The organism is Aminipila sp., from assembly GCF_032051575.1.
Classification (GTDB): Bacteria; Bacillota; Clostridia; order Peptostreptococcales; family Anaerovoracaceae; genus Aminipila.
In genome coordinates, this window is the sequence record NZ_DAMBYD010000009.1 from 174507 (window position 1) to 193642 (window position 19136).

Sequence of the window (19136 nt, forward strand, 5' to 3'; positions counted from 1 at the left end):
AGAAGGAAATTTAGAAATGTTAGACATTAAAAAAATCAGGGAAGAGTATGAAGCGGTAAAGGAAAGTGTTGAAAGAAGAGGAAAGGGAGACTTCGGTCTAAGTAATGTTCCTGCACTTGATGAAAAAAGAAGAGCTATACTTGCAAAGGTAGAAGCTATGAAAAATAAACAGAATCAGGATTCAAAGGAAATTCCTATTTTAAAGAAAGCCGGAAAAGATACTACAGCATTAATGGCTGAAATGAAAACGTTGTCAGATGAAATCAAGGAATTGGATTCAGAAGTAAGTGGTGTTGAAGAAGAATTGAAGCAGGCTTTGTTAAATGTTCCAAACGCACCTCATCCATCCGTTCCTATGGGGAAAGATGATGCAGATAATGTAGAGCTTAGAAAATGGGGCGAACCTAGAGCCTTTGATTTTGAATATAAGGCGCATTGGGATGTTGGAACAGATCTTGATATCTTAGATTTTGACAGAGCAGCAAAGATTGCAGGAGCAAGATTTACAGTATATAAAGGCCTTGGAGCAAGACTGGAACGTGCAGTTATAAACTTTATGTTAAACCTTCACACAGAAGAACATGGATTTACAGAAATTTTACCTCCATTTATGGTGAACAGAGCAGCCATGACAGGAACTGGTCAGCTTCCTAAATTTGAAGATGATATGTTCCATGTACCGGCTAAAGATTTCTTCCTTATTCCAACTGCAGAAGTTCCTGTAACAAATCTTTTGATGGATGAAATTGTTGATGCAGATCAGTTACCTATTTATTATACTGCTTATACTCCTTGTTTCAGAAAAGAAGCCGGTTCAGCGGGCAGAGATACAAGAGGGCTAATCAGACAGCATCAATTTAATAAAGTTGAAATGGTTAAATTTGTAAAGCCTGAAACTTCTTATGATGAATTGGAATCACTCACTGCAGCAGCAGAAGATGTTTTAAAGAAATTAGAAATTCCTTACAGAGTTGTTAAGCTAAGTTCTGGAGATTTAGGATTTTCCTCAGCGATGACTTACGATATTGAAGTTTGGATGCCAAGCTATGGCAGGTATGTTGAAATTTCTTCATGTTCAAACTTTGAAAGTTACCAGGCAAGAAGAGGAAACATCCGATTCAGACCTGAACCAAAGGGCAAACCAGAATTTGTACACACTTTAAACGGTTCAGGCCTTGCAGTAGGAAGAACGGTAGCGGCTATTTTGGAAAATTATCAGCAGGCAGATGGAAGCGTAGTTATTCCAGAAGCATTAAAGCCTTACATGGGTAACATTGATAAAATTGAGAAAAGATAAATAAGGCATATGCTAATTTGTGAATGGGGCTGTATCTTTCTAAGTACAGTCCCTTAACTTAATAGTACAACACTTTTATACACTAATACAATAAAGGAGAAACTTAATTTGTTAATTATTGCTATAATATTTATTCTGTATTTAGGACTGATGGTTGCTATTGGTTTTAAATTTTACAGTAAGACAGATGACCTTTCAGATTACATATTGGGGGGGAGAAAGTTAAACAGCTGGGTAACAGCTATGTCAGCACAGGCGTCAGATATGAGCGGCTGGCTTTTGATTGGACTCCCTGGAACAGCCTATATGCTGTATGAAGGAACATCAGAAGCAATCTGGACCGCTATCGGGCTTTTGCTTGGAACGTATTTAAATTGGCTTGTGGTGGCCAAAAGACTAAGAACCTACACTCAGATTTCTGGAAATGCCATAACCTTGCCAGATTTCTTTGAGAACAGATTTGGGGATGATAAACATATTCTTAAGACCGTTTCAGCGATTTTTACCGTCATATTTTTCTTAGTATATACTTCGTCACAGTTTGCGGCTGGAGGAAAGTTGTTTAATACTATATTTGGTATAGATTATACAACAGGTCTTATTATCGGCGCAGTTATTATTTTGGCCTATACTGCACTTGGCGGGTTTAATGCAGTATGCTGGACAGATACGATAATGGGTGCAACTATGTTTGTTGCTCTTATAGTAGTGCCTGTTGTGGCAGTAATAAATATGAGTGGTCTGGATGGAGTTGCCTATAGACTTGCAGCATTAACACCAGAAACCCTCGGATTTTTTCCAAAAAGTAATGGCACTGTAAATACCATGATTCTTGCATCTTCTTTAGGATGGGGGCTTGGATATTTTGGTCAACCGCATATTCTTGTACGGTTTATGGCTATCGAATCACCAGACATGATAAAAAAGTCAAGGGTTATAGCCATGGTTTGGGTAATAATTACTTTATCTGCAGCAACAGCAATTGGCGTTATTGGAAAGGCCTATATGCCATATTTAGTGGATGGTGAAACGATTTATATGGCTATGATTAATAAAATGTTTAACCCAGTAATAGCTGGATTACTTCTTTGTGCAATACTTGCAGCGATTATGAGTACCGCAAGTTCACAACTTTTAGTGACAGCATCTTCTGTATCAAAAGATCTTTACGCAACTCTTTTTAAGAAAGATTCAGAAGGAAGCGGCATTGTCTGGGTTAGCCGAATTACTGTAGTAATAATCTCATTGATTGCGATTTCTATCGCTCTTAACCCAAGCAGTTCTGTATTTGGGCTTGTATCCTGCGCATGGGGAGGCTTTGGTGCCGCTTTTGGGCCACTTATCCTATTTGCGCTTTTCTGGAGAAGAATGACAGCACAGGGAGCTATAACGGGTATGATTGTTGGTGGCGTTACGGATATAATATGGTATTTACAGACAGGTGGAATATTTGATATTTACGAGATTATACCAGGTTTTGTGCTTTCATCCATAACAATCATTGTAGTGAGCCTGTGTACGAAAGTATCACCAAGAATGGCACAAGAGTTTGATGAAGCGAAGAGACTTTCTAAAGAAGCTCGTTAGGACTATACAAAAATCAAAAACTGTCTAAATTTTAGACAGTTTTTTTATTTGTGTTTGAATTTTATACAACTGAAAAAAATTATCTATTTCACATCTGCAAATAAAAACGTAAAATGATTAAAACAAAGAAAGAAGGAGGCTACGAAAGTGAAGAAAAAATATATTTGCATGGTACTAGCAGCAGGCTTAATGATTAGTTCGGCCAGTTTAGTTTTTGCAGGAACCAATGCGGCATTAACTGCTAATACTTCAGTACAGCCAAAATCAACAAGCTCAGCAATAGTTACTTCAGGGGCAGCAGTAAATACATCTGGAACAGCGATTACAACAACGGGTACGGCTGTTACTACGTCAAATACAGCAATTACAACCTCCGGCACAGCAATAACGACTTCTGATACAGCTATTCAAGGGATTGCAACACCACAAAAAACAGAAACAAAAAAACTTTCCCTTTCAGAGGCTATTAAAATAATGAAAACAACTGGGGCATCAGCAGAAACCGCAGAACTTCACAGACAGTCAGACATAGCGGTTGGAAATGGATATTCAGAAACAGTTAGTAAAATTAAAAATACGGAAGATAGCTTGGATTTAGCGGATAAAGTTGAAAATGCACATCCGGGGTACTGGAAATCAAAGGGGACCAGTGTAGTAGAAATGGCTTATGAGGCTCAAATTGCTGGTGCAACTTCTAATAATAAAAAAATTATGCAGATTAGGCGTGACTTTGCCAGACAAAACACAGAAAATAATTATCAGGCAGAGCTGAATCAAATTGAATCCGATACAATCAGTATATATTATAAAGTACTACTTGCTCAGGATAACTTAAAAATAGCTAAAGAAAATTTGCTGTCACAACAAAAAACACTGAAGAATGTTGAAGCAAAGAAGGCAGTAGGATTACTTTCAAAGAAAGATGTATTACAAGCTGAATCTTCAGTATCTAATGCAGAAAGTGCAGTTCGAAGTGCAGAAACGCAGATGAAATATGCTAAAATGTCATTTAACTATTTACTGGGATACAATGTTCAGCAGGATGTAGTCTTTACGGATACTTTGGAAACAATCACGACAACAACCACCACAGCAGCCATAACAGCAGATACTGCGGTACAAAATGCATTAAATAATAGAATTGAACTAAAGGGCGCAAATCTTGCGATTAAAGTGTACGATATTTTGCTTGATGATGTAAAGGCATATCCTAACAGTTCGTCCACATATCTAAATGCAAAGATAAATTTAGCAGAATCTAAAAAGACAGCCAAAGATGCATATAGCAAAATTGAAATTGATATAAGAAATAAGTGCGACTTAGTCCAGGATAAAAAGGCAGCAGTGGATGCAGCAAAGGAACTTCTTACTTATGCGACAGAAGGGGAAAGACTTGTGCAGCTTACCAATGAAGAGGGCATAAGTACCGTAGAAGAATTATTATCAACACAGGTAAGTGTATATAAAGCAAAATTAAACTTAGCTAATGCAAACTCAGAGTATGCATTAGCCTTAAAGAGTTATGAGTTTGCCCAAGGAGTTGGAACTACAAGAATTCCACTGTAATGTAGAAAAGGTGTTAGATATCAGGCTGGCTTAGATTTCATAGCAAATCGCTCCAATGCGGTTCGGGCTGTACCAGAAGCAATTGTATCTAAAATGTCGATTACTTCTTCTGGCGACCGTTTCATGCCGTTGGAAAGCCAGTCTTCTAGCAAAGCGCCGAAAGAAATTGAGTAATAGTGTACTACATGATTGAAGGATTCTTCGTCAACATTAATATCAGATGAAATCTGTGTAATGATTTGTGTAGCAACTTTTACCACGTCGGTATATAAAAACTTTTTGATAGCAGAACGACCAAGGGAATTTAGAGCGCAAAGAACGATGGTAGAGTTCTTTTCCAAATATTTAAGAAGATAAAGACCAGCTTCCTGCCATGTTAGAAAGCTTTCAGTGTCTTCCAAAACGGAAACAATCTCTTGATTAATAATCCACTCAAGAAGAGCGTAAATATCTTGAAAATGATAGTAAAAGGTCTGGCGGTTTACTCCGCAGTCCTCAACTATTTCTCGAATGCTTATTTTATTCAAAGGCTTTTGAGCCATTAATTTTTTTAGAGAATCTGCCATAAGGCGTTTTGTTAATTCAGTTGTTATAGATTGTGCCACAAGGAACCTCCGTTATTTTTTGATTTTAATAAATACATTATATAGGAACAATTGTCAAAAAACCATGCAAATGTACAATAAATATGGTTTAAGAGAAAGGAAGCATTCAATGAGTGGAAAGTATGCCATCGTATTGAAGAGCCCTATGGGCCCTAAAAAGGGTTTTATTAACTTAAGCAGACTAGACAACAGTATAGAAGGCAGCTTGGATTGTTTAGGAAAGAAGCATTTATTTTCAGGAACGATGTCTGAAAGCGGGAAATTATCTTTAAGGGGGATACTGAGGTCTCCGCTAGGTGAAGAACCTTTTCTGATTATGGGAACAATTCAAGAAAACATACTTACGGCCAGCTTTAAAAGGCGTAATGAAAGCTATGAAATATTAGGACTTAAAGTTGAGGACAATAATTAGAAATTTAGAGAGGAAGATAAGACATGGAAAAAGAGATATTAGCAGCAGTCGATAAAACAAAAAAAACTACAGCGATACTTGTCGGTGTGCTGGTGGTTGCATTAATTGTAGCAGGCTGTTGGTCTTTTAGCAGTAAAGCAGAAGGAAAAGATGATTTCATAGTTCAGGGAAACGTTAAAACAACAGAAATCGATTTAAACTCCAAGCTTGCAGGAAATATTGGAGAAATTCTTGTTAAAGAAGGCGATCAGGTTAAAGCAGGAGATATTATCATAAAGATTTCTAGTGAAGCAGTGCAGGCAAAATTACAGCAGGCAGAAGCCGCTAAGTCTGCTGCACAAGCAATAGCAAACAAGGCACAAAACGGAGCGAGAAGTCAGGAAGTGGCACAGGCAAAAGCGGCGTTTGATTATGCGCAGAAAACTTATGACAGAATGAAGACTTTACTACAGGAAGAGGCAATATCACAAGCAACTTTTGATCAGGTAGAGGCACAATACATTGCAGCGAAAGAAACTTATAATATGGCTGTCGAAGGGGCTAGAAGCGAGGATGTTGCAGCAGCAGGGTCTCAGGTTGCTCAAGCAGATGGTGCTATTGCAGAAGTTAACAGCTATCTTGATGATGCACAAATTAAAGCACCAGTAGATGGTACTATTATTTCAATAAATGTAAATCAGGGAGAACTTATTTCTACAGGTATGCCGCTTGCAACACTTTCGACGAATGATGAACCTTGGGTTGAAGTAAATGTTAAAGAAACAGATCTGGATAAAGTTAAACAGGGCCAGGAAGTAAAAGTTACTTTTCCAGCATATCCAGATAATGAATGGAAAGGTACTGTGACGGTTATTAACAAAAAACCTGACTTCGCCACTAAAAGAGCAACCAATGAAAATGGAGATTTTGATGTATTGTCATATGGCGTAAAAATATCTATTTCAGGCATGGATAAAGAACTATATTCAGGAATGACCGCTATGATCGATTTTGGAAGAAATGAAGGAAAGTAAAATGCTTAAATCAAACAAACTAACAGTAGCATTCTACAAGTTTAAATTAAAACACCCAAGATTTGTTATGGCGACACTGGTATTTATCATTATACCTTTAGTGGCTGGACTGGCATTAGGCTATGAAATGAAGGCGGATGTGCCTACAAGTATTCCAACGGTTATTGTAAATCATGATAACTCTGATTTTAGTAGAAAGTTTACGGGTTTCGTAGAGGATAGCAATTACTTTGATGTTATAGAGTATGCGGATAACGATAATAGAATAAAGAAACTTATGGATCGAGATAAGGCGTATGCAGGTATAATCATTCCAATGGGCTTTTATAGTGATATGCGTGCCGGAAAAGCTCCCAAAATTCTAACCGTATACGATGGTGCTGCGCTTTCTGTAGTTACCACTTCTAAAACGGCTATGTCAGAGATTCTACTAACAACAAAAGCTGCATATATGATGAGCATTTTTGAGGGTAAGCTGTCTACGGTTCCAGAACAGGTTATGAATATGGTAGCCCCCATAAGTGTAAATTACAAATTTCTTTATAATTCTACAAAGAGCTTTAGAAATTACCTTTTAATAGGAATGCTGGCCTCCGTTATACAAGTAGGAATTGCTATGCAGGGGGCTGAAAGAGGATACGAAAACCAAATGAACCCTAGAACCTATTTGAACCAGCTGAAGGTGGTAAGCGGATGGACAATTATGAGTACCATATCTATTATTCTCTGTCTAGGTGTTCAGTATTTATTTTTTGATATGCCATATAGAAGTACAGTCTTCGGTGGGCTTTTAATGACCATAATGTTTGCCATGTGTATTTTAAATATGGGGTATATTGTGGGAAATCTTGTTCCAGACAGAACTTTTGCTATTCAGGTTTCTGCAATTCTGGTTCTGCCAACAAGTATATTGGGCGGCTATACATATCCTATTGTTGCAATGCCTGAAGGGTTTCAGATTTTGGCACAGGGAACACCATTCTTTTATTATGGGAACGGGATAAGAGATCTTTGCTTAAAACAATTGGAATTACATCATTTAATGGTTCCTCTAAAATTTTTTGCCACGTATATACTTGCAGAACTCTTAATCATTCTTGCAGTTACAATTTTTAAGAACTGGTGGAGAGCAAAATATAAAAGTGGATTGGGGGTGACTCCAATTGTTTAAAGAACTTAAAGGTATGACCCTTGCTGAAAAAAAAGAAAAGTTTATGGAGATTAAGCCCTATTTGATTATCCTATTTGTGCCTATGGCGTTTACCTTGTTGTTTGGTGGTTTGTTCAGTCCTATTTTTGTTCAGGATATTCCCATTGCAGTTTATGACATGGACCATTCTGCAACGTCCAGAGATATTATAGATTATTTTTATGATTCTCCAGCGTTAAGTATAACAGAGGACGTTTCTTCTGTTGAAGAGGTAAAGGAAAAACTTCTTTTAGGTGAAATTCACGGAGCTATTATAATTCCTGAGGATTTTGGAAAAGACTTAAACGGTAAAAAGGGTGCAAAAGCAGTAGTTTTTATGGATAATACAAACTTCATGTATGGAAACAATGTAATGAGTGCGATAAATACTATTTTTGAAACAGTTAATGCTGGCGTTCAGATGAAGCTTTTAGAGGCAGGTTCACTAGTACCTTATCAAGCGGAACAAAGTGCATATACGCTAAATTTAGTGGATAGAGTACTGTATAACCCTCAGCTGGGGTACTTTTATTATTTGTTTCCAGGGCTTCTTTCCATATTTATTCAGCAGGCTTTTTTAGCAGCAGGTGTTCCGACTTTGATAGAAGAGAAAAATAGACTGCGTGATTTACCGATGCATCTTAATAAGGAGCTTATAATCGTTAAGATGTCCTTAATGGTTCGCAGGTTTATGCTTATGGGTGGATGCAGTATCATAAGTATGATGGCGTGTTTGAAAATTGCTACGGCAGTGACCGGCTTTCCCATGGAGGGGAATATATTTGTTTTGATATTATTCCAGACTGTTTTTCTAGGAGCTGTAATGGGAATGGCACTAGTTATAGCCTCTGTATTTGAGCAGGTAGCCCATGCGGCACAATTTACAATGTTTTTGACAGTGCCAACCTTCCTTTCGTGTGGATTTGCATGGCCTGAATATATGATGGCGCCAGGATTTGCAGACGTTATAAAGGCCATATGGCCACTGTATTATTTTATAACGCCTATGAAAGATGTCATGTTAAAAGGAATCGGGCTGGAACTGTTAAAACCGTATTTAATAGGGTGTGCTATATTTGCAACAGTATGGGTTCCCATAGGTTTACTTCTTTTTAGAAGAAAGATAAAAATAATAAGAGAGCTTCATTCTTAAATGTGGCTCTCTTATTTATTTAATAAACCTGTGATTTGAGTGAAAATTTAGTTGTTTATGACAAATTTTAAATTAAAAAGTAAAATTTTTGAATATTATGTAAATTTAGATTGAAATGGGTCAAAGAAAATGTTATTATCATGATAATTTCCAATGAGCGGTAGATTTGGAACATAAGTACAAATTTAAGAGAAGAGATGATATTAGTGAATTAATAGAAAATATTAAATGTTTTTTATTATATTTGCATGCCATTCGTCATTTAGTAAGATGGTGATTAGTCCAAGTTAATAACTCAACTAACTTGGCTCAACTTAACTCAACTCAACTTAAATGAACACAAAAAGGAGAGTGTGTACAAATGTTTAAAAACATGAAGATAGCTAAAAAGCTAATCATATCATTTCTTATCGTTACAATTCTTGGAAGTATTTCTGGTATTTTCTCCATATTTTCAATGCAGAAAATCAGCACAGATGCTGATTTTGCTCTTGAGAAATACGGCTTTGCTACAGGAGATATAGGAGGTGCCATTGTAATGGTGGCAGACAGCAGAAGAGCCGTACGGGATATGGTTATTTTCGATAAAAAAGAAGATATTCAGGAGGCAGAAGAGCAGCTTGAAATTATCAGAGAAAAACACAGAAAATATCTTGAAAGTGTTAAAAACACAATTGTAGATGCAGAAGAAGAAAAACTCTTATCGAATATAGAAACAGAGGTGGCTACTTATCGAACGATACAAGATAAATACATAGAGCTGGGTAAAACTGCTACGGCAGAGGAAAAGCCTAACTTGCTTCAGCAGATGAAGACTGAGTTAGATCCTGAATATGATAAAGTATATACAGCCTATGCCAATTTATATTTTGAAAAGAAAGAAGCTGGCCAGAATTTAACGAATGATTTTCAAAAAATGTGTTTATTTTTCTTAATAATGACAGTTGTTTTGATAGTAAGTAGTTTTTTAATAGCCAGCATCAGTGGAGTTTTTATAGCGCGAAGTATTTCTAAATGCGTTTCACAAATTGTTAGAGTGGCAGAACAAGTTGAAAATGGCAATTTAGATATAGAATTAAATATCGACTCAAAAGATGAAATTGGTATTTTAGCAAGCCAGTTTAAAATTATGGCTGGACGTTTAAAAACTATAATTGAAGACATTAATTATGTTTTAGGGCAAATGGCAGAACGTAATTTTAGAGTTCGTTCCAGATGCAGAGAAGAATATGTTGGGCAGTATAAAAACATATTTGAAGCGATGCGTAACATCAATGTTAATTTAAGTGATGCTATTTATCAGATTAATGAATCTGCTGAGCAGGTGTCAATTGGTGCAGATCAAATGTCTGCGGGGGCACAGGCTCTCTCGCAGGGTGCAGTTGAACAAGCCAGCAGCATAGAAGAATTATCAGCAACAATCTCAGATATTGTGCAGCATATAAAAGAAAGTGCCCAAAATATTCACCATGCAAATCAAATTGTTGAAAACACTGGGAAAGAAGTGGATACTTGTGATCAACATATGAAAAATATGATGGTTGCAATGGGGGATATAAGTGAAAATTCAAGTGAAATTGGTAAAATTATAAAAACAATTGAAGATATTGCGTTCCAGACAAATATTCTTGCACTAAATGCTGCAGTAGAAGCTGCAAGGGCAGGAGAAGCAGGAAAAGGTTTTGCGGTAGTTGCTGACGAAGTTCGTAATCTGGCACAGAAGTCAGCAGAGGCTGCTAAAAACACCACCGAGTTAATTGGGAATGCTATAAATGCAGTTAATAAGGGCACTGGAATTGCAGATGCAACGGCTGGGTCACTTCAAAATATCGTACAACAGTCCATGCAGATAACTGAAGTGATTGGAAAAATCTCTACAGCTTCAGATGAGCAGGCTGATGCAGTTTCTCAAGTAAGTATAGGTATAGATCAAGTGTCTGTTGTTGTACAAACCAATTCCGCTACTGCTGAAGAAAGTGCAGCTACCAGTGAAGAATTGAATGGGCAGTCACAGATGCTTAAGGAACTTGTAAGTCAATTTACTTTAAAAGAATAAATCATATAACTACAACTTATGAAAAAATAAATACCCCGAAACATGAATTCTTCATTTGAATCACGTTTCGGGGTATTTTTATTAGTGGTTAGTCGTTCTATTTAGGGCTAAACCTGTCTAAATCATCTAGAAAACTATGAATTTTTTGCATTTGTAAATCTGAATTTGCTATGTTTTCTGAGCACTCTTTCAGCTCATCTGCAATAAATTTCGGGATTTCACCTTCTGACTTGTATCTTAGCTGGTGTTCCAGACTAGCCCAGAAATCCATAGCCATTGTTCGTATTTGAACCTCTACAGGGATATTTTCTACTCTGTTTACAAAGAAAACGGGTATTTCTACTACCAAGTGTAAACTGCGGTATCCATTTGGTTTAGGATTTTTTATATAATCCACTTCTTTAATAACCGTTAAATCATCTTGCTTTTTTAACAGTTCTACAATTGTATATATATCATCCACATAATGACAAATAACACGTATTCCTGCTATATCCAACAGTTGCTTGGATATTTTTTTGGAATCTAACTCGTAACCTTTTCTTTGGAGCTTTTCCAGAATGCTTTCTGGTGATTTTATACGGCTTTCCATGTGATGAATAGGATTGTGCTTATGTAATAATTGAAAATCATCATCCAGATTTTCAAGTTTTGTTCTGACTTCACGAATGGCAGCAGTATAATTCTTATTTATTTTAGCATATGCCATTAAAACATCTTTCAGTTCTTCCGTAGATTGATTATCTGAATAGGTTGCTAATGTACTAGCGTTCATAATACGAAGATCCTTTCTTGTTAATTACAGTATATAGTCTACCACAACAGCAAAATAATTTGTAATATTTTAATGAAAATTAATATTTAAAACAAAGTTAACCTTAAAATCCAGTAGGATATAGTGTATGATAATTATGTTAATAAAATATAAACAAAACGTGAAAAGGATTATACTAATGAAAAAAATAATAATGTTTTTTACCTTATTAATTCTAGTGGCTATGTTTACAGGTTGTGGAAACAATAATGAAAAACATGAAAGTATAACTTTAAATGTTTCTGCAGCGGCAAGTTTAACGGATGCACTAAATGAAATTTCTACTGAATATGCGAAAACCTCTACAGATAAGCTTTTATTTAATTTTGCAGGTTCTGGGTCCTTAATGACACAAATTGAAGAGGGGGCTCCTTGTGATTTATATATTTCTGCATCCAAGGAACACATGGATGAGCTTGATACGAAAGGATTAATAGAGGAGAGCACAAGAGTTGATCTTTTGGGTAACACCTTAACGTTAATTGCATCAGAAGAATCCAAAGATTTGGTTTCAATGGATTCTCTTGTAAGCGATGAAGTGAAAAGTATTGCAATTGGTACACCAGAATCAGTCCCAGCAGGGAAATATGCATCGCAGTCTTTTGAAGCATTAGGTATCACAGAGCAGGTAGGACCAAAGCTGATTTTAGGCAAGGATGTCAGAAGTGTACTTGATTATGTGGAAACGGGAAATGTGGACTGTGGTCTTGTGTACAAAACAGATGCTTTACTCTTAAAAAATGGTGCTATAATTCAAGACGTACCACAGGATTATCATAAGCCGATTGTGTACCCCATGGCTGTATTAAGAGAAACTCAAAATAAAGAAGCCGTAACAGAATTTTATGAGTTCCTTCAAACAGAGTATGCGAAGGGTGTTTTTAAAAAGTACGGATTTACAGTACTATAACAGTACAGGAAGGTCTTCATGATATTACAACCTATATTACTATCTTTAAAAGTTGCTATTCTGGCAACTACAGCGGCCTTTTTTATAGGTACATTTTGTGCCTACATTATGGTAAGAAAAAATATTCAGGGGAAGAACATTTGGGAGACAATCCTAATACTGCCCATGATACTCCCCCCTTCTGTACTGGGGTATATACTACTTGTTTTATTGGGGAAAAGAGGACCAGTTGGATCGTTCCTGATGGAGCATTTTGACCTTCAGATAGTATTTACATGGGTAGCCTGTGTAATTGCAGCAAGTATAGTGTCCTTACCATTAATGTATCAAAGTGCAAAAGCAGGGCTGCTTTCTGTTGATTTAGTTTATGAAGATGCCGCGAGGGATTTAGGGGCGAATAAATGGCAGGTATTTTGGAAAATTACATTACCTTTGGCTAGGCCAGGGATTATAAGTGGCATCGTTTTAAGCTTTGCCCGCAGTATGGGGGAGTTTGGAGCTACACTTATGGTCGCAGGAAATATACCAGGAAGAACACAGACCATATCTACGGCTATTTATTTTGCCGTAGATGCAGGAAAAGAACCCCTGGCTAATGTGCTGGTACTTGTAATGACATTGCTTAGCTTTGTTATCGTATTTTGTTTAAATCACTGGCTTAAAAGGAGCTTAATAAATGAAAACAAATATAATAGAATTGGCTAAAGAGCTGATTAAAAACGGGGAAGACTTTGTTGTGGCAAAAATAGTTGATACGAAGGGCTCTACACCTAGAAAAAAAGGAGCATGGCTGCTTATGCGGAAGGATGGCAGCAGTTTTGGCACGGTAGGTGGCGGAATTCTTGAAAGGGAAACTGAAAAGATGGCATTGGCATTGTTTGAAAGTAAACAGCCCTATGTACATCATTTTGTATTGACCCCTGGTAAAGTGCAGAGTTTAGACATGAGATGCGGCGGAGATATAGATATTTGTTTTAAATACATTAATGCGGGCAATGCAGAGGAGTTTTTAGAGGAATTTAGAATGAAAAGCATAGCCTATATTTTTGGAGCAGGGCATGTAGGGGTAGCAGTGGAACCTGTTCTTCGTTATGTAGGATTTGATACCGTTGTTGTGGATGACAGAGAAGAGTTTGCTAATCATGAAAGGTTTCCCAAGGCAAAAAGTATACTAAAAATAGACGATTATAAAAATGCTTTTGGACAGTTAAAACCGGACAAGGCTAGTTATATAGTTATTATTACAAGGGGTCATGCAGGCGATTATGAGGTATTAAAGCATAGTCTTGAGCTTGAATGTGCTTACATTGGGATGATTGGAAGCAGAAAAAAGGTTGCAAATACCTTTGAACTCCTTGAGAAAGAGGGAATATCAAGGGAAAGGCTTCAAAAGGTACATTCTCCAATAGGAATAGACATTAAAGCAGAGACGCCAGAAGAGATAGCTATAAGTATTACAGCAGAGATGATAAAGGTTAGAGCGATTGCAGAGGAGAAATGATGAAAGAAATAAACGTGGAAGATGCAGTGGGGACAGTTCTGGTTCATGATTTGACTCAGATCATTCCAGGTGAATATAAAGGCCCTAGATTTAAGAAAGGACAAGTAATCGCTGAAAAGGATATACCTGTACTTTTATCTATGGGTAAGAAAAGACTTTATGTGGTAGAAAAAAATGACAAGGACGTACATGAAGATGAGGCAGCAAGAAGAATCGCAAAAGCAGCTGCTGGTCCTGGGATTGTTATGTCAGAACCCTCAGAGGGAAAGATTGAGCTATTCGCAGAATCCGATGGCCTGTTAAAAATAAATACTGGGAGACTATCTGATTTGTTAGAGCAAGATGAAATTATGTTTGCCAGCATTCATGGAAACAGACTTGTTAAGGCAGGAGATAAACTGGCGGGAACTAGAGTTATTCCCTTATTTGTAGCAGAAGATATAGTGAAAAAGGCTGAAGAGGTTTGCTGTCCAAGGCATATTATTGAAATAAAGAAGTTGCACCCTTTGAAAATAGGTGTTGTAACAACTGGAAGCGAGGTTTACTCTGGAACCATTGAGGATAAGTTTGGACCTGTGCTGGTAAAAAAGTTTGAAGCATTGGGGAGTATGGTTATAAAACAAGTGTTTTCTGATGATGATGCGAATATGATAGCAGAATGCATAAAGAAACTGTTGGAAGAGGGCGCAGAGATGGTCTGTGTGACTGGAGGAATGTCTGTTGATCCAGACGATAAAACTCCATCTGGAATTCGAGCTGCAGGAGGCCAAATTGTAACATATGGAGCGCCAGTTTTGCCGGGAGCCATGTTTATGTTAGCCTATATCGATGATGTACCAGTAGTTGGATTGCCGGGCTGTGTTATGTATAGCAGAGTCAGTATATTTGATTTAATTGTACCAAGGCTGTTAGCAAGGGAGAAAGTGAGCAGAGAAGACATAAAGAAGCTGGCGCAGGGAGGCTTGTGTTTAAACTGCCAAAAGTGCATATACCCAAATTGTGGGTTTGGAAGAGGATAGAAGTTTCAAAATCAAAGCTATGTATTTTGCTTAATACTACATGTAGTACAAATCTCATAGAGTTATCTTATGAAAAATTGCGGGGCGAGCTCCGCAATTTTTCTATTTATGGAGAAACTGTCTGTAGAAGCGGCAAGAGCAGAACTTTCTAGTGAGGCAAATCTGTTAAAAGATTTAATTGCTAGATTTAAAATCAGATAACTGAATCTATCGAAAAGTTGATTAAGCAACTCCTTGAGACTGAATTCGATATTAAACCGGACTCAGTCTTTTTTATGGGCTTTAGGCTGCTTTATAACATTTCAACTAATAGTTATAGCTTTTATTTGTTTAATTTACTTTTAAACGAGCTACCGATGACAGATGTACTTTCAAACATAGAGATAAATGCCTGGGAATCCAAGCCAAGAACAATTTTTTTTAGACGTGGAGTTTCATGTATGTTTATGGTACACATAATCTGCGATTTTTCTTTTCCTAAATAAGCGCCAGTAACATGGCTGATGGTAACTCCTCGGCCGAATTCTTCAGATAAAGCAACAGCAATTTCGTCGCCTTTATCAGTAATAATAAGTACCATCCTCTTATAATTCAAACCATCAACTATATAGTTTACGACGCGGGTTGTAATAAATAAGGTTGTAATGGTTGCAATTGCAATGTCCAAACCAAGGGAAAAAGCCGCTAGCATTACAAGAACAGCATTGATAGAAAGTGAAATACTACCTATCTGGAAGGAAGTATATTTGTTTATGATTCGGCATATGACATCTGTACCCGCGCCAGAACCATTACATTTGAGCATAATCCCACCACCACATCCCACAAGAAGTCCGCCGGAAACAATACAAGTGAACAGAGAGTCAGAAGGAATGGGAACTACTTCAAGAAGTTTCATAAATCCTGTCATACCAATCATGCCAAGGGTACTATAAATCATAAATTGTCTGTTTACTAGAAAATAGCCTAAGGCGAGTATGGGAATGTTAAGAATAAACGTCGTTATGGCCACATTACTGCCCGTCATTATATGCAGCATGATAGATATAGCAGTGATTCCCCCACCCAGAATATTACCGGGAACGTAGAACAGCTGCACCCCGACAGCGACAATAAAACTTCCTAGGATTATCAATAGAATGTCTTTTAACTTATATGCAGGGTGGGATTTCTTTATATTTCCAGTTGACTTCATTTCACTTATCCTCCAAGATAGATTTAGCTTTTATAAATTGGGTATTTAACCCATTATAGAATAACTTATATGTGCATAGAGATGCAAGTCATAAATAATAACGTCTCGAGGTAAGGAGGTATTTTTATATAGCATAATGTTTTATGACTAAAAAGAGAAAAAAATGTAGAAAATTGACAATAAATAGTAGACAAATCCATGATAATATTGTAAAATAAGACACAATACAAAATATTCTGAAAAATGGGAAAACTTGTAAAAAGGAGATGACGATATGAATATTTTCAAAAAAAGTATATTATTAAAATTCTTAATAGGAGTTATAATACCCGTCGTAATTTGTTTATGTATCCTGCTAGTTAGTATTTTTTCTTTAGTTAAATCACAAGTAGAAGACTCTACAGCAAAAACCTTAACAGCAAATTCGAAACAGGCGGCATATCAGGTTGAGAATTTCTTTACACAATACATAAAAATGACTGAAACCTTAGCTTTAAATCCTGATGTACAGCAGCTTTTTACGAACGTAACAAAAGGAACTACAATAACATCACCTGAGGGATTTCCTAATGTTAAAAAAAGTTTGATCGGTCTTCAAGCTATGGATTCAGAAAACATCTTGTCCACATGGGTAGCAGACGTTGACGCTAGTCAACTTACACAGTCTGATGGATTCACATCAGGTGCTGACTGGGATATCACAGGGAGACCTTGGTATATATTAATGAAGGAAAAAAATGGTACTATTTTATCTCAACCATATGTTGATACGGCTACAGGTAAGATGGTAGTAACTGCAGCATCTCCGGTATATGATAATGTTACTCAACAAATAATTGGTGCAGTAGGTGTGGATATTACTTTAGATAACTTGGAAAAAATTATGGCAAGTTATACCTTAGGAGACACTGGATTCTTCGTATTTTTATCAGCTGATGGTTCAGTAATTTACGATAAGAACGCTGATAATATTATGAAAAATGTGAAAGATATCGGATTGTCTGAAGAACTTATTAATGCATTTGAAAAAAAGACAGAAAAATATTTTGCTTATGAAAAAGACAAGGAACCAGTTTATGGTTACTATAGCATGATTGGTGATACAGGATGGAGTGTGTTGTCCTCTTTGCCAGAAGAAGAATTTTATCAGGATTACAGTGTTTTAATGAAAGTAAGCCTGGGGATTTTTGTAGCTGCGCTGCTCATCCTTTCATTAGTTATCGTCGTTATTGCAAAAGGAATTGTAAAGCCGTTGAAACGTTTGGCTGAAAATGCAAATCAGATTGCGGATGGGGACTTAGAAGTAATAGTAGACACAAGGGCTATTGATGAAACTGGTCAGGTTGCTGAGGGCCTGGATAGAACAGTTGTAAGACTAAGAGAATACATAAAATATATTGATGAGGTTTCCTTTATACTGGGAGAAATGGCTTCTGGGAATTTAGTTTTTGAATTAAAACAGGATTATGTAGGAGAGTTTGCTAAAATAAAAGACGCTTTGTTAGATATCCAGAGGACCTTTATTCAGACTTTCTCAGAAATTGCAGTTTCTGCAGATCAAGTTGCTACTGGGTCTGAGCAATTAGCACAGGGTGCGCAGCAGTTATCTCAGGGTTCGATGCAACAGGCCAGCTCAGTTGAAGAATTGTCTGCGACAATAATGGAAATTTCAGAAGGAATTAAAAAGAGTGCACAAAATGCCAATGAAGCAAGTAACATTTCATCCGAATCAGAAATCGAAGTTGAGCATGGTAATCAGCAAATGACGAAAATGATAAGTGCTATGGAGGAGATAAAGAGCGCCTCCAATCAGATCAGCAATATTATTAAAGCCATAGATGATATTGCCTTCCAGACTAATATTCTTGCACTTAATGCAGCGGTAGAAGCGGCAAGAGCAGGTGAAGCCGGAAAGGGTTTCGCTGTTGTTGCTGATGAGGTTAGAAACTTAGCAGCAAAGAGTGGAAATGCTGCGAAGGATACGACTTCCCTAATTGAAACTGCTATCGCAGCAGTAGAAAATGGAACAAAAATAGTGGATGAGACTGCTGCTTCTTTAGAGAAAATCGTAGTAAATACAAAACATTCAGCAACAGTAATAGATGAAATCTCTGAGGCTGGGAATCAGCAGGCTGAGTTTATGAATCAAGTAACTGTAGGAGTAGACCAAATTTCTACTGTTGTACAAACAAATTCTGCTACAGCAGAGGAGACAGCGGCAGCAAGTGAAGAACTATCTAGCCAGGCAAATCTGTTAAAAGAATTGATTGCTAAATTTAAAATCAGATAATAAAAATAAAAATTCCCTATTGACACAGTAGGGAATTTTATTTATAATACGATTAAACAATTGCTTAATCGTTTAATTATTAATATTGATAAGGAGTTAAATAAATGGATAATCAAGAAATCAGAGCTTGCAAGTGCTTACAATGCCCTATACATATTGAATTACCACATGATCATGGCAGTAAGACAGCAAAGCTTATTGAGCATAAACCTGAACCTATTGTTTTTGAGCAGACGGCAAGCACTTTTCAAATGATAAGTGATAGTACCCGATTGAAGATATTATGGCTGTTGTGTCATAGTGAAGACTGTGTTGCAAACATTGCTGCGGCTATAGAGATGAGCTCTCCAGCGGTTTCTCATCATTTACGATTGTTAAAACAGTCGGGGTTGATTGTTAGTAGAAAAGACGGAAAAGAAACGTATTACACACTAGCAGATACGGAAGAAGCTGCATTAGTACATGATATAGTAGATAGAACTTTTAATATAAAATGCAGATAAGTATTGATAACCGAAACGACCAAGAA

The 19136-nt window shown here is 36.8% G+C and carries 18 protein-coding genes; 15 read left to right on the forward strand and 3 right to left on the reverse strand.

Features of this window, described 5'->3' with window-relative positions; genetic code table 11:
• The first annotated feature begins 16 nt into the window (after positions 1-16).
• The 3 genes from serS to RTW14_RS13580 all read left to right on the forward strand — a co-directional run bounded on the left by serS (position 17) and on the right by RTW14_RS13580 (position 4450).
• Positions 17-1297 carry a serine--tRNA ligase gene (gene serS, locus RTW14_RS13570; RefSeq protein WP_312652294.1) on the forward strand — a complete coding sequence of 427 codons (1281 nt, stop codon included), beginning with the start codon at positions 17-19 and terminating at the stop codon, positions 1295-1297.
• Positions 1298-1405: 108 nt separating this feature from the next.
• The gene (gene putP / locus RTW14_RS13575; RefSeq protein WP_312652296.1) at positions 1406-2884 is read left to right on the forward strand and encodes a sodium/proline symporter PutP; all 1479 of its coding nucleotides are present in this window, start codon (positions 1406-1408) and stop codon (positions 2882-2884) included.
• A 147-nt stretch (positions 2885-3031) separates the two neighbouring features.
• The gene (locus RTW14_RS13580; protein WP_312652298.1) at positions 3032-4450 is read left to right on the forward strand and encodes a TolC family protein; all 1419 of its coding nucleotides are present in this window, start codon (positions 3032-3034) and stop codon (positions 4448-4450) included.
• Positions 4451-4470: 20 nt separating this feature from the next.
• On the opposite strand, the gene RTW14_RS13585 is transcribed toward RTW14_RS13580, so the two are convergent.
• Positions 4471-5055, reverse strand: coding sequence for a TetR/AcrR family transcriptional regulator C-terminal domain-containing protein (locus tag RTW14_RS13585; protein WP_312652300.1), 585 nt, complete (start codon positions 5053-5055; stop codon positions 4471-4473).
• Between the two features lie 109 nt (positions 5056-5164).
• Here RTW14_RS13585 and RTW14_RS13590 point away from each other — a divergent pair, with 109 nt between their 5' ends.
• The 5 genes from RTW14_RS13590 (at position 5165) to RTW14_RS13610 (ending at position 10878) form a co-directional block, all read left to right on the forward strand.
• Positions 5165-5467, forward strand: a complete 303-nt coding sequence (locus RTW14_RS13590) for a hypothetical protein (RefSeq protein WP_312652302.1) — start codon at positions 5165-5167, stop codon at positions 5465-5467.
• A 23-nt stretch (positions 5468-5490) separates the two neighbouring features.
• Positions 5491-6480: an HlyD family secretion protein gene (locus RTW14_RS13595; RefSeq protein ID WP_312652304.1), complete on the forward strand. Its 990-nt coding sequence runs from the start codon at positions 5491-5493 to the stop codon at positions 6478-6480.
• Position 6481: 1 nt separating this feature from the next.
• The gene (locus tag RTW14_RS13600) at positions 6482-7651 is read left to right on the forward strand and encodes an ABC transporter permease (RefSeq protein WP_312652306.1); all 1170 of its coding nucleotides are present in this window, start codon (positions 6482-6484) and stop codon (positions 7649-7651) included.
• Positions 7644-8822, forward strand: a complete 1179-nt coding sequence (locus RTW14_RS13605; RefSeq protein ID WP_312652308.1) for an ABC transporter permease — start codon at positions 7644-7646, stop codon at positions 8820-8822. Before RTW14_RS13600 ends, RTW14_RS13605 begins: the two co-directional genes overlap by 8 nt.
• A 361-nt stretch (positions 8823-9183) precedes the next feature.
• Entirely contained in the window at positions 9184-10878 is a 1695-nt protein-coding gene (locus tag RTW14_RS13610; RefSeq protein WP_312652310.1) for a methyl-accepting chemotaxis protein, read from the forward strand.
• A 97-nt stretch (positions 10879-10975) separates the two neighbouring features.
• On the opposite strand, the gene RTW14_RS13615 is transcribed toward RTW14_RS13610, so the two are convergent.
• Entirely contained in the window at positions 10976-11653 is a 678-nt protein-coding gene (locus RTW14_RS13615) for a GTP pyrophosphokinase (protein ID WP_312652312.1), read from the reverse strand.
• A 178-nt stretch (positions 11654-11831) separates the two neighbouring features.
• On the opposite strand from RTW14_RS13615, the gene modA reads away from it, so the two are divergent.
• The 5 genes from modA to RTW14_RS13640 all read left to right on the forward strand — a co-directional run bounded on the left by modA (position 11832) and on the right by RTW14_RS13640 (position 15323).
• Entirely contained in the window at positions 11832-12602 is a 771-nt protein-coding gene (gene modA / locus RTW14_RS13620) for a molybdate ABC transporter substrate-binding protein (RefSeq protein ID WP_312652314.1), read from the forward strand.
• A gap of 18 nt (positions 12603-12620) precedes the next feature.
• Positions 12621-13307 (forward strand): molybdate ABC transporter permease subunit, encoded by a 687-nt coding sequence (modB, locus tag RTW14_RS13625; RefSeq protein WP_312652316.1) that lies wholly within the window; start codon positions 12621-12623, stop codon positions 13305-13307.
• On the forward strand, positions 13279-14103 hold the full coding sequence (locus RTW14_RS13630) for an XdhC family protein (protein WP_312652318.1): 825 nt from the start codon (positions 13279-13281) through the stop codon (positions 14101-14103). Before modB ends, RTW14_RS13630 begins: the two co-directional genes overlap by 29 nt.
• Complete coding sequence (locus tag RTW14_RS13635; RefSeq protein ID WP_312652321.1) at positions 14103-15122, forward strand: molybdopterin-binding protein; 1020 nt, start codon at positions 14103-14105, stop codon at positions 15120-15122. Before RTW14_RS13630 ends, RTW14_RS13635 begins: the two co-directional genes overlap by 1 nt.
• Before the next feature lie 69 nt (positions 15123-15191).
• Complete coding sequence (locus tag RTW14_RS13640) at positions 15192-15323, forward strand: hypothetical protein (protein WP_312652323.1); 132 nt, start codon at positions 15192-15194, stop codon at positions 15321-15323.
• Between the two features lie 121 nt (positions 15324-15444).
• On the opposite strand, the gene RTW14_RS13645 is transcribed toward RTW14_RS13640, so the two are convergent.
• On the reverse strand, positions 15445-16317 hold the full coding sequence (locus tag RTW14_RS13645; protein WP_312652326.1) for a YitT family protein: 873 nt from the start codon (positions 16315-16317) through the stop codon (positions 15445-15447).
• Positions 16318-16591: 274 nt separating this feature from the next.
• On the opposite strand from RTW14_RS13645, the gene RTW14_RS13650 reads away from it, so the two are divergent.
• Together RTW14_RS13650 and RTW14_RS13655 are read left to right on the forward strand one after the other, a co-directional pair.
• Entirely contained in the window at positions 16592-18607 is a 2016-nt protein-coding gene (locus tag RTW14_RS13650; RefSeq protein WP_312652328.1) for a methyl-accepting chemotaxis protein, read from the forward strand.
• A 104-nt stretch (positions 18608-18711) separates the two neighbouring features.
• Entirely contained in the window at positions 18712-19110 is a 399-nt protein-coding gene (locus RTW14_RS13655; protein WP_312652330.1) for an ArsR/SmtB family transcription factor, read from the forward strand.
• Positions 19111-19136: the final 26 nt, after the last annotated feature.